The sequence below is a fragment of the Paenibacillus amylolyticus genome (genome assembly GCF_047302515.1).
Lineage (GTDB): Bacteria > Bacillota > Bacilli > Paenibacillales > Paenibacillaceae > Paenibacillus > Paenibacillus amylolyticus_G.
The window spans coordinates 5941201-5954108 of record NZ_CP168019.1; the positions used below are offsets into that span (position 1 = coordinate 5941201).

Genomic DNA, 12908 nt, shown 5'->3' on the forward strand with positions numbered 1-12908 from the left:
AATTATCGTCAACAATTAAATGTGTACCAATATCGCAGAAGGTGTTGGCGAAAAATGTAGTTTTATCATGCCCAAATTTGAAACAAAATCGCATTTTGTATACTTGTCGACAAGTTAAGCCGCAATCATTCACGACGGATATGATTGCAAACGCCTTGCATCGATTAAGAATCAAAGCTTTCGTGCAGCGTTTTGCCAGAATCTTGGAAATACGTGCGGACTCCAGCCTGAATGAGTACCTTGTCACCTGATTCAAGTGCTTCAACGAGCAAAAGGTGTTTCTCAATTACAGCGCTTACTTTCTGCTCGCCTTGAACAAATACTCTGCGCGTTGTAAGCAGCATAACGGTCATCACAACATATCGAATACTCTTCCATAGATGTGAAATACGGGAATGCTGAGCAGCTTCAATGATGGTCTCGTGGAAAACGAGATCCTGATAGGCGAATTCGACTGCGTCCTGATGCCGTCCAGCGAGTTGCATTTTGTCGATTACGTTACGCAACTGGATGATTAATGATTCTGGGACATCACCAGCAAGTCGCTGCTGCACAAAACTTTCAATCAGGAAACGGACATCATACAATTCTTCGACATCCTTGATTCGTAGTCCAATGACAACGACCCCCATACGTTCAAGTCGAATAAGCCCTTCATTGGACAATGTCCGTAACGCTTCACGGACAGGTGAACGACTGCTGTCAAAATCAGCCGCAATTCGATTTTCCGACAAAATCTCTCCAGGTCGAAGGGTACCGCTGATGATCCGCAGCCTTAATTCGCAGGCAATGGCTTCACCACGGGATGCCCCTTGAAGCCAGGAAGAAGGAAATAACATATGGCTAACGCTCCTATTAATAAGTAATCAGTTCATTACTGATCATAGCATAACTATTTTGCGGACTGGACATTCAGTTCAATCCATAGTCTGTAGCTACAAGCTAACGGCTAATGTTTTTTTCAAAGGACTACTTGTATACAAGATGTGATTTTTATCCTACACCTTTCTCAAAAGCTTGTAAACCTTAATTGAAGCGGATACAACCGGATTAGAATTTGACGATATTCATAGCCTATAATCATTATCCACATGTGAATAACTTCAAACAGGATGTAATGAAGGAAATAACAGGTATTGGAGGGTGTGGATAACTATAAAAAATAAAATAGGGTGATCTGATCAGGGTCTGGGGATAACTTTCAGGCCTCTCTTCGGGGCTTGAAAATGGTATTGAAGTGGACGAACTGTGGTCATTACTTTGGGGGGGATGAAGAGTGTATATAAAAGAGGGAGAAGCCTTGCGCCATGCAGTTGACTTTTCCAGGGGATCATGGTTAAATATATAAAGGTGTTTTCTGTGAAGATGAAAGTGATTCATCACATAAGTATTTCCTTGTGAGGAGGTGCAATACATTGAGACCTACATTCAAACCGAACGTTAGCAAACGTAAAAAAGTTCATGGTTTCCGGAAAAGAATGAGCACGAGCAACGGCCGTAAAATTTTGGCCGCACGTCGCCTTAAAGGCCGTAAAAACCTAAGTGCTTAATGCATTGAAGACCACCGAGGTGGTCTTTTTTTTCTTAATTAGCTCAAATCAGACTGGATGCTGCTACAGATCAGGTCTGAATGGTCTGCGAAAAAGTGCCGAACACACACGATGTATGTTGAGTGAGTTTTCCATTTTTCGAAAACTTACCTTATATAATGATGAATCGTTGATAGGTTTAAATGGCCAATCAACATTCATCCCGGATGAATGCGGATCAGTTCAAGTAGCTGATTAACAATCATCCCAAATGAGCTGTCGCCAAGACGGTTTACCGTCATTCAAGAAAGCCTATACTAAATCAGTAATGAGGCCTCCGTCAATAACAATGGTGGAGAACAGCAAGGAGAAGCGCCGTGTATAAAAGACTGCGTCTACGAAACCGGGCGGACTTTAGCCGCGTATACCGGTATGGGAAATCGTTTGCCAATCATCAATTCGTGGTGTATGGTTGTCGCCGTAAAGATACGGAACAATTTCGGGTCGGTGTATCATGCAGCAAGAAAATCGGAAACGCTGTCGTACGCAACCGGATGAGACGCATGATCAAGGAAATTGTTCGTCATCATGAGCATGAGATCGTCACGCAGATGGATCTGATTTTTATTGTCAGAAAAGGTGCACTGGACATGCCCTATAAGGAAATGGAGAAAAGCCTGCTACATGCGATGCGAAAGGGCTCTCTTTTGAAGTCGAGCAAACGGTAAGCTTCGGTTTATTTGTCCTCCTAATTATGGTATGATTTTACGATGGAATGGATTGGTTAAGAGAGGGGTTATGAAGTGTCGCGATTGAAGACATCAAAGGGGAAGTGGATTCTCCTCATTGCAGTCATTGCAATGGTCACTGTACTCGCCGGATGTACTCCACAAGGAGCCGGGGTTACTACGGAAGATCTGAAGAATAGTGATTCTTTTTGGCAAGCTAATGTTATTTACTGGTTCTCACTGGCGCTCGATACTTTCGCCAACTGGTTCAACGGTGAATATGGACTGGCCGTCCTCGTGATGGTGCTTATTGTACGGACATTGATTTTACCACTAACAATGAAACAAGTCCGTAGCTCCAAAGCTATGCAGGCGATTCAGCCGCAGCTGAAGGAGATTCAAGCCAAGTTTAAAGATACACCTGAGAAAGTTCAGCAAGAAACGATGAAGTTGTTCCAGGAGAACAAAGTTAATCCGATGGCCGGTTGTCTGCCACTTATCATTCAGATGCCGATTTACATCGCACTTTATAACTCAATTTACGGAAACTCCAGTCTGAGAACGCATGATTTCTTGTGGCTCCAGCTCGGATCACCCGATCACCTGTTTATTTTGCCAGTGCTGGCCGCTATTACAACATTCATTCAAACATGGATGATGATGCGTATGAACCCTGCACAGCAAGTGGGTCCGATGCAGTTTATGCTGTGGGTGTACCCGATTTTGATCTTCGTGATGTCTTACCAGTTCCCGTCAGCACTTCCGCTGTACTGGTTCTACAGTAACATCTACACGATCGTGCAAAACTATTTCCTTTACCGGAATAATGATAAAATCGTGGCTGAGGTCAACGTGAAGCAGAATAGCTCTTCCAAAAATGGAGCTAAACGCAAAAACGGTGGCAAAGCTACCGTCTCTGGAAAAGGGTCGAAAGGGGCCAAAAAATCGAAATGACCAAAGTCATTACGTCAGGAAAAACCGTTGAAGATGCTGTAAACCAAGGATTGACCGAGCTTGGCGTAAGTCGGGACAAGGTCGAGATACAAGTGTTAGAGCAGCCGTCAAAAGGATTCCTGGGTTTGTTCGGGGTGAGGGCGGCTAAAGTTGAAGTGAAATTATTGCCTGTACCGGAAGTTGTTCCACAGCCGATCAAACCAGCTGCATACAAATCTGAAGTAGATGCATTACTCGAGGATGTTGCAGCTAAAAATCCCTATGAAGAAGCGGCTGCTTTCTTGAAAGAGGTCGCAGCAGGTATGGGACTGGATGTTGAAGTGCATATCAAAAAACAGCGGGATGGACATATCTTCAATATTGCTGGTGAAGATCTGGGCATGATTATTGGCAGACGTGGACAGACGCTGGATGCGCTTCAGTATCTAACGAACATTGTAGCGAACCGATATTCGGAAAGCTTCGTTCGAATTGTGCTCGACGCGGAGAATTTCCGTCAACGTCGGCGGAAGACGCTGGAGGATCTGGCTGAACGGTTGGCTGGACAAGCTATCCGTACCGGCAAGGAAGTTGTACTGGAACCAATGCCTCCGCTCGAAAGAAAAGTCATCCATGCAAAACTGCAAAATCACCCGCAGATTAAGACGTTAAGTAAGGGCGAGGAGCCTAATCGGCGTGTGGTTATTACGACGAAATAACACGAAATTGAAGACGCAATGGCTTCCTGCCCGGTGCAGAAGCCATTGCTTTTTTCGTACAGAAGCAATTTGATAAGGTGCGTAGAACAAGTAAAGAGTGAACTTAATACGATAAGTGACATGTCATAAGATATATCATTAATAGATTTGAAAATGGATATGGCGTCCCCCGAGGGACGGCAATTTTAAAATAGAGCAAGGAGAGATAACCATGATCAGTGATACGATCACAGCGATATCAACGGCTGTCGGAGAGGCGGGTATCGCCGTGATCCGGGTCAGCGGCCCGGAAGCAGTGTCGGAGACGGAAAAGATTTTTCGCAGCAAAACCCCTTTAACTCAGGCAGCTTCTCATACGGTTCATTATGGTCATATCATAGATCCGGCTAATGGGGAGAAGATCGAGGAAGTATTGGTTACGGTAATGCGAGCACCACGCTCGTTCACAACAGAAGATGTCGTGGAGATCAGTGCGCATGGCGGTGTGGTGTCCGTAAAACGGGTCATGGACCTCCTGTTGCAGCTCGATATTCGTCTGGCTGAACCCGGTGAGTTCACGAAGCGTGCTTTCCTTAATGGGCGGATTGACCTGTCTCAGGCGGAAGGAGTCATGGATCTTATTCGTTCTAAATCGGACCGGGCTTTCTCGGTTGCGTTGAAACAGGTTGAAGGCAAACTGTCTTCCAAGTTGCGTGATCTACGATATACATTGGTGGAAACACTGGCTCATATTGAAGTGAATATCGATTATCCCGAGCATGATGTGGAGTCGTTAACGTCTGATTTTATTAAAGAAAAGTCCAGTCAGGTTATGACTGAAATTGATAAATTGCTGACTACAGCAGAACAAGGTAAGATCCTGCGAGAAGGTATCACGACGGCTATCGTTGGACGACCTAACGTAGGTAAATCCTCATTGATGAATACACTTGCGCAAGACAACCGGGCCATCGTCACGGACATTCCAGGAACAACTCGTGATGTGATCGAGGAGTTCATTACGATTAATAATATTCCACTGAAATTGCTGGATACAGCAGGAATACGGGAAACAATGGACGTTGTAGAGAAGATCGGGGTAGAACGCTCTCGTTCTGCAGTAAGTGAAGCCGATCTGATCTTAATGGTTGTGAGTGCCGCGGAGCCACTTCATCCCGATGAGATTGAATTATTGGAACAAATCCGCGGTAGACAATCGATAATCATTATGAATAAAATGGACTTAACGCCACAGGTAGAACGTGACGTGTTGCTTCGTTACATTCCAGAAGAACGACTTGTGCCGATGTCGGTGAAAGATGATCTGGGTGTGGATCGACTGGAAGATGCCATCTCTACGCTATTCTTCAGTGGTAAACTGGAGTCCGCAGATCTGACCTATGTCAGTAATGTGCGTCATATTGCTTTGCTCAAAAAAGCGAAGCAGTCCCTGGTTGATGCCTATGAAGCAGCAGAGCAGTTCATTCCGATCGATATGATTCAGATTGATGTTCGTTTGGCGTGGGAGCATTTGGGCGAGATTGTTGGAGATACAGCACATGATGCATTAATTGATCAGATTTTCTCCCAGTTCTGTCTAGGAAAGTAAAAAAAATATACTGCCAATTGACTTAAATCGTAGTGTATGATGGAAAGGTACAATTTCTGCCTGTTGTCAAAGGATGGAATGATGTTGTAGCCATTACGTGTTGGTTTTATATAGATAGGAATGCAAGTTCCGATGAACGGTTAGAAGTAGTTTCATTATTGTAGAACATGATCCGTCTGTGTGAGTTACACCAAATGCAGCGGAATAAGGAGGTAAACGGGAATGGCTTTTGATGGCGGCAGTTATGATGTAATCGTCGTTGGTGCAGGACATGCTGGTGTTGAATCCGCGCTGGCCGCAGCTCGTATGGGGTCCAAAACACTAATGATTACGATTAATCTGGATATGGTGGCCTTTATGCCTTGTAACCCATCTATTGGGGGACCGGCCAAAGGACATGTTGTACGCGAGATTGATGCACTTGGTGGAGAAATGGGACGGAATATCGATAAAACCTTTATTCAGATGCGGATGCTTAACACGGGTAAAGGGCCTGCTGTTCACGCGCTTCGTGCCCAGGCAGATAAATTCTCCTACCAGCATAAAATGAAGGAAACGATGGAGAATGAACGTAATCTGACAATGCGTCAGGGTATGGTTGATCGACTGATCGTTGAAGACGGAAAATGTGTAGGCGTTGTGACTCAGACCGGAACAGAGTATCGGGCTAAAGCGGTCGTTCTGACAACAGGCACATACTTGCGCGGTAAAGTAATTATGGGCGAGTTGATGTATGAGAGTGGACCGAACAATCAACAACCCTCTCTTAAATTGTCAGAGAATCTGCGTGAACTGGGCTTTGATCTGGTTCGTTTCAAAACGGGTACACCACCACGTGTGCATAAGGATACGATTGATTTTAGCAAAACCGAAATTCAGCCTGGTGATGACAAGCCGAAGTTCTTTTCCTATGAAACAGAATCTTCCGATAATGAGCAACTGCCTTGCTGGTTGACGTATACATCTGTGGAAACACATCAGATTATTAATGATAATCTGCATCGTGCTCCGATGTTCTCGGGTCTTATTGAAGGAACCGGACCACGTTATTGCCCTTCCATTGAGGATAAAATTGTTCGTTTCAGCGACAAGCCGAAACATCAGATATTCCTTGAGCCGGAAGGCAAGAACACATCCGAGTATTACGTACAGGGGTTGTCTACGAGTATGCCAGAAGACGTCCAACTGGCTATGCTGCGTTCCATTCCAGGTATGGAAAAAGTGGAAATGATGCGTAATGGTTATGCGATTGAATACGATGCGATGGTGCCTACACAATTGTGGCCTTCACTGGAAACTAAACGTCTACCAGGTCTGTTTACGGCGGGTCAGATTAATGGTACCTCCGGTTATGAAGAAGCAGCAGGACAAGGTGTTATGGCTGGAATCAACGCTGCACTCAAAGTACAGGGGAAAGAGCCGGTAATACTGGATCGTTCCCAAGGTTATATTGGCGTGCTGATTGATGATCTGGTAACAAAGGGTACAAATGAACCGTATCGTCTGTTGACTTCACGCGCTGAATATCGTCTGTTGCTTCGCCATGATAATGCAGATATGCGTTTGACGGAAATCGGACATGACATTGGCCTGATCCCTGAAGAGCGTTATGCGAAATTCCTGGATAAAAAGGCGAAAGTCGAGCAGGAAGTTGCACGTCTGAAAGTGGCTAAAGCTCGCCCGGTTGAAGTGAATGCCAAGCTGGAAGAGTACGGATCTACACCTATTCAGGATGGCAGTACGTTGCTTACCTTGCTGCGTCGCCCGGAGCTGGGGTATGAACTGATTGAACAGCTCTCACCATCTGAGGTAGAACTGACAGCAGATATGAAAGAACAAGTTGAAATACAAATTAAATATGCGGGTTATATTGAGAAACAATTGATCCACGTGGAACGTTTGCAAAAGATGGAGAAAAAGAAAATTCCGGACACCATCGTATATGATGAGATTCATGGTCTTGCTATGGAAGCCAAACAGAAGCTCGCTACGATTCGTCCAATCTCGATTGGTCAGGCTTCTCGTATTGCTGGAGTTACTCCTGCCGACATCTCCATTCTGCTGGTCTACCTGGAGCATTATAACCGTGTAACCGCAGCAAGGGGACAATAATGGACGATATTCAACAGCAATTGCAGCGGCGCTTAAAGAAACATGGATTAGAGCTGGGCGAACTCCAGTTGGAGCAATTCGAACTGTATTATCAGGAGCTGGTATCCTGGAATGAAAAGATGAATCTGACGGGCATAACGGATCGGGAGCAAGTGTATACAAAACATTTTTATGATTCGGTATCGCTGGCTTTTTATACTGACATGACCAAAGTGAATAAGCTTGCTGACATTGGATCAGGAGCGGGTTTCCCGGGATTGCCACTGAAGATCTGTTTCCCGCATATTAAGCTTACAATCATTGATTCACTAAATAAACGTATTGGCTTTCTACAGCATGTGGTAGATATCCTTGGGCTGACAGACGTGGAGTTGGTCCATGGACGTGCTGAAGAGATTGGACGTAAAGAAGGGTATCGTGACAGCTACGATCTCGTTACGGCGCGTGCAGTAGCCAAGCTGGCTGTGCTGAATGAATTCTGTCTTCCGTTTGTTCGTAAAAGTGGAATATTTGCTGCCATGAAGGGCGGAGACCCGCGTGAAGAAATGAAGGAAGCGGAGTTCAGCTTCAATCAGCTGAAAGGACGGGTTAAGGCCGTTCATCCCTTCCAGCTGCCGGTTGAAGAATCAGAGCGTCATATCATTTTGATTCAGAAATTTGATAAAACACCATATAAGTATCCGCGCAAACCAGGCACTCCAATGAAGACTCCGCTGATATAGTTGCGTGATGGTTTTGAAATCAGTCAAAACAAAATAGAATTTTAGGCATAGATAAAGAGGATGTTTCACGTGAAACATTCTCTTTTTTTTGTTTTCTGAAATGGAGGACTGGATCAACATTACAGATACTCCGTATTACATATCTCTTAAAGAACCTGTAATGATGAATTTCACGCACAGTAGCTCATGAACAATTACATTAATTGAATGTGTGCAAGTCGTCATATTTCCAATATTCATAAAGAAAAAGCAGGAAAATTAGCAGAGTTTAAAGAATAGGTAAACATAGGATTATGATAGAAAAGATGATAGAATAGAAGTATCCGATCCTGGGTCACAGCGATCATAGATTATATGTATAGATAGATGGATATGCGTTCGATGTTGCATGACAGAAAGCGTTATGAAAGGCAAAACTTATTCCAAGAACGATGCATGTGAAAGGTCGCTTATTGAATAAGAAGCACCTGCAAAGACTGTGGGAGCTATTACGAAACTAGGTGGTAATCTGCGGAATGAAAGAACAATTTTCGAAGTTGTTTGGTTTGGCGGAGCGCAATAACGGAGATGAGATCAAACAGATTCCGGTTAATGAAATTGTGAGCAGCCCATATCAACCCCGTACTATTTTTGATGATGATAAAATTGATGAGTTGTTGCAGACGATCAAAACACATGGCGTAATTCAGCCTATTGTCGTTCGCGTGCGAAATGGATCATATGAGATTATTGCCGGGGAACGTCGCTGGCGTGCAGTTCGAAAACTGGGTTTGGATACGATTCCGGCTATTGTGCGTGAATTCAACGACTCTCAGGCCGCATCCATTGCACTGATTGAGAACTTGCAGCGTGAAGGGTTGACCTCCATTGAAGAAGCAGTTGCTTATCAGAAATTGATAGATTTGCATCAACTGACACAGGAGAGCCTTGCACAACGATTAGGTAAAAGCCAGTCTACCATCGCGAACAAAATTCGGTTGTTAAATCTTCCGGATGGAATCAAGATGGCACTGATGGAACGTAAAATTTCTGAACGGCATGCAAGAGCATTACTTTCTCTGGATACGGAAGAACTGCAGATGAAGTTGCTCGGTGAGATTATCGAAAAAGAATTGAATGTGAAACAGACAGAGGCACGTGTTGCCTTCTACAAGGAATCTTCCAAGATTAAAAAATCTAGACGTGTTTCCTTTACCAAGGATGTAAGGCTTGCACTTAATACGATTCGCCAATCCATTGATATGGTAACTGGCTCTGGTCTGGACATCAAAACAAAAGAAGCAGACCATGAGGATCATTATGAGATCGTTATCCATATTCCAAAACGCAAATAATTGAAGCTTATGGCGGCAATGGGCCGCTTTTTATGTCTATAAAGCAAGTTAGGTCTGACATGTTTAAAGAACGGTCGGTATATTGATGGAACGGTAGTTGTTGTTTGTGTGGACGATAGCCGCCTGCTTTTTGTTAACAATATCTCACAACCTACAGAAAAGACTCCTATTTTATTTGAGGTGAAGTAATTGTCTAAGATTATGGCCGTAGCAAATCAAAAGGGCGGTGTGGGGAAAACGACGACATCTGTTAACTTGGGTGCAGGACTGGCTTCACTCGGGAAAAGAGTATTGCTTGTCGATATTGACCCTCAGGGGAATACAACCAGCGGAGTCGGAATCAATAAAGCAGATGTGGCTAATTGTATATATGATGTCATTATTAATGAGGTTCCTCCTCAAGAAGCGATTGTGGAGACTCAGATTGAAGGCCTTCATATCATACCTGCAACGATTCAGCTTGCCGGAGCCGAGATCGAATTGGTGTCCACGATATCACGGGAAGTTCGCCTGAAAAAATCACTCGCCATGGTGAAAAAAAACTATGATTACATACTGATCGATTGTCCACCATCCCTTGGTATGTTAACGATCAATTCGTTGACTGCTTCCGATTCGGTGATCATTCCGATTCAGTGTGAGTATTATGCACTTGAAGGATTAAGTCAGTTGCTCAATACGGTTCGTCTGGTACAGAAACATCTGAATACATCCCTGCAGATTGAAGGGGTATTGCTGACGATGTTTGATGCAAGGACCAATCTCGGGATTCAGGTTATTGAAGAAGTGAAAAAGTATTTTCAACAAAAAGTATATCAAACGATTATTCCGCGTAACGTACGGCTTAGTGAAGCACCATCTCATGGTCAATCCATTATCACGTATGACCCTCGTTCAAGAGGGGCGGAAGTGTATTTAGAGCTCGCAAAGGAAGTGATTTCTTATGAGTAAGCGGCTTGGAAAAGGTCTTGATGCCCTCATTCCTTCGCTTTCAATTAATGACGATGATAAAGTCGTAGAAATCCCGATTAGTCAACTGCGGGCTAACCCCTATCAACCACGTAAAGTGTTTGATGAGGGCGCAATACATGAACTGGCTGAGTCCATTCGTCAGCATGGTGTCATACAACCCATTATTGTTCGTCCTGTATTACGAGGTTATGAGATTATCGCCGGAGAACGACGGTTCAGAGCTTCGCAATATTGTGGTAATGCCACGGTACCGGCTGTAGTCCGCAACTTCAGTGATCAGCAGGTAATGGAGATTGCGTTGATCGAGAACCTGCAACGGGAGAATCTGAACGCCATGGAAGTTGCAGTTGCTTATCAGGGGTTAATGGATCAATTCGCGTTGACTCAGGAAGAGTTGTCTGTAAAAGTAGGTAAATCACGTTCTCACATTGCTAACTTCTTGCGTCTGTTATCATTACCCGAAGAAGTAAAAGACCATGTTTCACGTGGAACATTATCTATGGGACATGCACGTGCGATCGTGGGTGTGAAAGACGAGGTTGTAGTGAAGCAACTTGCCAAACAAACCATTGATCAGCAATGGAGTGTACGTGAGTTGGAGGAAGCTGTTCAACAATTGGATCGCTCCAAAACAGGTGAGGCTAAAGCCAAATCGAAGTTAAAAAAGAAAGATCCATTCATTGATACATTGGAAGAATCTCTTCGTGAACGTTTCAAAACCACAGTGAAAATCAAGCACAATAAAGATAAAGGTAAAATTGAGCTCAACTACTACAGTCAACAGGATCTGGAACGGCTATTGGAATTGTTACAATAACAGTCGGGTCTATGATTCATTAACAACATGCGGGGCTTACTCATGTCATGACATATCGCCTCTGTACCATGGAGAAACGATATGTCATTCTTTGTTTATAGGGTTATTGTGCAATATGTGTAGGCGAATTATTAATTTATAGGACAGAGGTGGTTGTGAGGTGGAGGGAGTTATCTATCTAGATCATGCAGCAACATCTTGGCCCAAACCACCTGCTGTCGGTGATGCGATGTTGAGTGCATTGGAGATTGCCGGAGCTAATCCTGGCAGAGGAAGTCACCGGATGGCTGTTCAGGCAAGTCGTGTATTGTTCGAGGCGAGAAAATCCATATCCAACATTTTTGGAATCAAAAATGCGAATGATATTGCATTCGGATCAAATACGACTGAAGCGCTAAATCTAGCTATTCAAGGCTCGCTCAGAGAGGGCGACCATGTGATTGCCACCATGGCTGAACATAACTCAGTCAGACGACCACTGGAGTACATGCGAAGACTCCGAAATGTAGAGATTGATTATGTACCTGTTAATGCTGCGGGAGCTATTGATCTGATGCAAATGGAACGTATGTTTCGTTCGAATACCAGATTGGTGGTATGTACACATAGTTCCAATCTGCTTGGCAGTATTCTTCCTATTGGAGAAATTTCGCTCCTGTGTCGTAAACATGGGGCGATCTTATTGGTAGATGCGGCTCAGAGTGCTGGGGTTATGCCTGTGAATGTACAACAATTGGGCATTGATATGTTGGCTTTTCCAGGGCATAAGGGACTGCTTGGTCCTCAGGGTACAGGGGGCTTGTACATTGCTCCAGAGCTCGATATAGAGCCTTTACTTCATGGAGGAACAGGAAGTCAGTCAGAAGCTCTGGAGCAGCCAAAGGTGCGTCCTGATCGGTATGAAGCGGGGACGCCGAATACAGTCGGGATCGCAGGGCTGAATGCGGGTGTGAAACATGTACTTGAGATGACCCCCGCGGTCATCTACCAACATGAGTGGGAACTGACCCAACATATAATGGATGGGCTGTCATCCGTTAAGGGTATACGAATGCTTGGTCCAGAGATTGGACAGCCACGCACTGGATTAGTATCTTTTACTGTAGATGGGTATGATTCAGCACAACTCGCCTTCCGTTTAGATCGGAATTATGGGATTGCGGTTCGCTCCGGTTTTCATTGCACACCGCTTGCACACGAATCTGCTGGTACAACCGCTACCGGAGCAGTAAGGGCCAGTGTGGGATACAATTCAACTAGAGAACATGTGGAAGCACTCGTTGAGGCAGTGTTGGAATTGACTGGAGCAGACTAGATTAGAGTTAAAATGATGAACTCATTTGATACAGGGTTGCTTGATTAAGCTTATGGATATCGGGTTGATTTATAATGAATGATAATATTACAGGACAGACGTTAATCTGATCAAAAATATAGAGGGGTAGTTGCAATTA

12 protein-coding genes are annotated in these 12908 nt (G+C 44.3%); 11 read left to right on the forward strand and 1 reads right to left on the reverse strand.

The genetic code is table 11. From position 1 onward, the window contains the following. Nucleotides 1-164: 164 nt before the first annotated feature. Entirely contained in the window at nt 165-839 is a 675-nt protein-coding gene (locus ACDJ59_RS26070; RefSeq protein ID WP_413406667.1) for a GntR family transcriptional regulator, read from the reverse strand. A 576-nt stretch (nt 840-1415) separates the two neighbouring features. Here ACDJ59_RS26070 and rpmH point away from each other — a divergent pair. The 11 genes from rpmH to ACDJ59_RS26125 all read left to right on the forward strand — a co-directional run bounded on the left by rpmH (nt 1416) and on the right by ACDJ59_RS26125 (nt 12769). Next, a complete protein-coding gene (gene rpmH, locus ACDJ59_RS26075) occupies nt 1416-1550 on the forward strand; it encodes a 50S ribosomal protein L34 (protein ID WP_017691413.1) in 135 nt (44 codons plus the stop codon). Between the two features lie 356 nt (nt 1551-1906). Further along, the gene (gene rnpA, locus ACDJ59_RS26080) at nt 1907-2257 is read left to right on the forward strand and encodes a ribonuclease P protein component (RefSeq protein ID WP_036611981.1); all 351 of its coding nucleotides are present in this window, start codon (nt 1907-1909) and stop codon (nt 2255-2257) included. Nucleotides 2258-2332: 75 nt separating this feature from the next. Continuing rightward, the gene (locus tag ACDJ59_RS26085) at nt 2333-3211 is read left to right on the forward strand and encodes a YidC/Oxa1 family membrane protein insertase (RefSeq protein WP_017691416.1); all 879 of its coding nucleotides are present in this window, start codon (nt 2333-2335) and stop codon (nt 3209-3211) included. Next, nucleotides 3208-3909 carry an RNA-binding cell elongation regulator Jag/EloR gene (jag, locus tag ACDJ59_RS26090; RefSeq protein ID WP_036611977.1) on the forward strand — a complete coding sequence of 234 codons (702 nt, stop codon included), beginning with the start codon at nt 3208-3210 and terminating at the stop codon, nt 3907-3909. The genes ACDJ59_RS26085 and jag overlap by 4 nt, the downstream gene beginning before the upstream one ends. 211 nt (nt 3910-4120) lie before the next feature. Beyond that, entirely contained in the window at nt 4121-5497 is a 1377-nt protein-coding gene (gene mnmE, locus ACDJ59_RS26095; protein ID WP_413406668.1) for a tRNA uridine-5-carboxymethylaminomethyl(34) synthesis GTPase MnmE, read from the forward strand. Nucleotides 5498-5719: 222 nt separating this feature from the next. After that, entirely contained in the window at nt 5720-7609 is a 1890-nt protein-coding gene (gene mnmG / locus ACDJ59_RS26100) for a tRNA uridine-5-carboxymethylaminomethyl(34) synthesis enzyme MnmG (protein WP_211082868.1), read from the forward strand. Beyond that, nucleotides 7609-8331: a 16S rRNA (guanine(527)-N(7))-methyltransferase RsmG gene (gene rsmG, locus ACDJ59_RS26105; RefSeq protein ID WP_036611970.1), complete on the forward strand. Its 723-nt coding sequence runs from the start codon at nt 7609-7611 to the stop codon at nt 8329-8331. The genes mnmG and rsmG overlap by 1 nt, the downstream gene beginning before the upstream one ends. Before the next feature lie 515 nt (nt 8332-8846). Next, nucleotides 8847-9665: a nucleoid occlusion protein gene (gene noc, locus ACDJ59_RS26110; protein ID WP_211082867.1), complete on the forward strand. Its 819-nt coding sequence runs from the start codon at nt 8847-8849 to the stop codon at nt 9663-9665. A 189-nt stretch (nt 9666-9854) separates the two neighbouring features. Continuing rightward, nucleotides 9855-10616 (forward strand): ParA family protein, encoded by a 762-nt coding sequence (locus ACDJ59_RS26115; protein WP_024629525.1) that lies wholly within the window; start codon nt 9855-9857, stop codon nt 10614-10616. Further along, nucleotides 10609-11454 (forward strand): ParB/RepB/Spo0J family partition protein, encoded by an 846-nt coding sequence (locus ACDJ59_RS26120; RefSeq protein ID WP_017691423.1) that lies wholly within the window; start codon nt 10609-10611, stop codon nt 11452-11454. The genes ACDJ59_RS26115 and ACDJ59_RS26120 overlap by 8 nt, the downstream gene beginning before the upstream one ends. A 160-nt stretch (nt 11455-11614) precedes the next feature. Then, complete coding sequence (locus ACDJ59_RS26125) at nt 11615-12769, forward strand: aminotransferase class V-fold PLP-dependent enzyme (protein WP_413406669.1); 1155 nt, start codon at nt 11615-11617, stop codon at nt 12767-12769. Nucleotides 12770-12908: the final 139 nt, after the last annotated feature.

What these genes read in the sequence shown, in the direction of transcription:
- ACDJ59_RS26070 (WP_413406667.1), bottom strand. Translation starts at nt 839, where the DNA reads ATGTTATTTCCTTCTTCCTGGCTTCAAGGGGCATCCCGTGGTGAAGCC.
- jag (WP_036611977.1), top strand. Translation starts at nt 3,208, where the DNA reads ATGACCAAAGTCATTACGTCAGGAAAAACCGTTGAAGATGCTGTAAAC.
- mnmE (WP_413406668.1), top strand. Translation starts at nt 4,121, where the DNA reads ATGATCAGTGATACGATCACAGCGATATCAACGGCTGTCGGAGAGGCG.
- mnmG (WP_211082868.1), top strand. Translation starts at nt 5,720, where the DNA reads ATGGCTTTTGATGGCGGCAGTTATGATGTAATCGTCGTTGGTGCAGGA.
- rsmG (WP_036611970.1), top strand. Translation starts at nt 7,609, where the DNA reads ATGGACGATATTCAACAGCAATTGCAGCGGCGCTTAAAGAAACATGGA.
- noc (WP_211082867.1), top strand. Translation starts at nt 8,847, where the DNA reads ATGAAAGAACAATTTTCGAAGTTGTTTGGTTTGGCGGAGCGCAATAAC.
- ACDJ59_RS26120 (WP_017691423.1), top strand. Translation starts at nt 10,609, where the DNA reads ATGAGTAAGCGGCTTGGAAAAGGTCTTGATGCCCTCATTCCTTCGCTT.